The sequence below is a fragment of the Nitrosomonas supralitoralis genome (genome assembly GCF_003011925.2).
Classification (GTDB): Bacteria; Pseudomonadota; Gammaproteobacteria; order Burkholderiales; family Nitrosomonadaceae; genus Nitrosomonas; species Nitrosomonas supralitoralis.
On the sequence record NZ_PXXU01000232.1, the window covers coordinates 1 to 259 of the forward strand.

Consider the following 259-nt stretch of genomic DNA (forward strand, 5'->3'; position numbering starts at 1 on the left):
CAGGCCGGGTGCTGCCATGCCGCCATCAATAATGGCTGACGGAATAGGCGCGGCGGTAACGGTTTCGCAAGTCTTGCAAGCATATTGTGGGCGGATGTGACGGTGAACGAAGAACTTTGCGGGCTCCACATCCAACTGTTCGCTAACATCTTCACCGATCTTAACCAGATTGTGGCCACATTGACTGCATTGACCGGATTCCGGCTCATGCCGGTGCTCAATGCGTGGCAAGTGATCCGGTAATGGTTGGCGGCCAGCA

1 protein-coding gene is annotated in these 259 nt (G+C 55.6%); it reads right to left on the bottom strand.

What is annotated here, in order from left to right:
- The coding region (locus C7H79_RS17575; RefSeq protein WP_172592518.1) for an IS66 family transposase zinc-finger binding domain-containing protein at window positions 1-259 on the bottom strand (259 nt) is incomplete at both ends.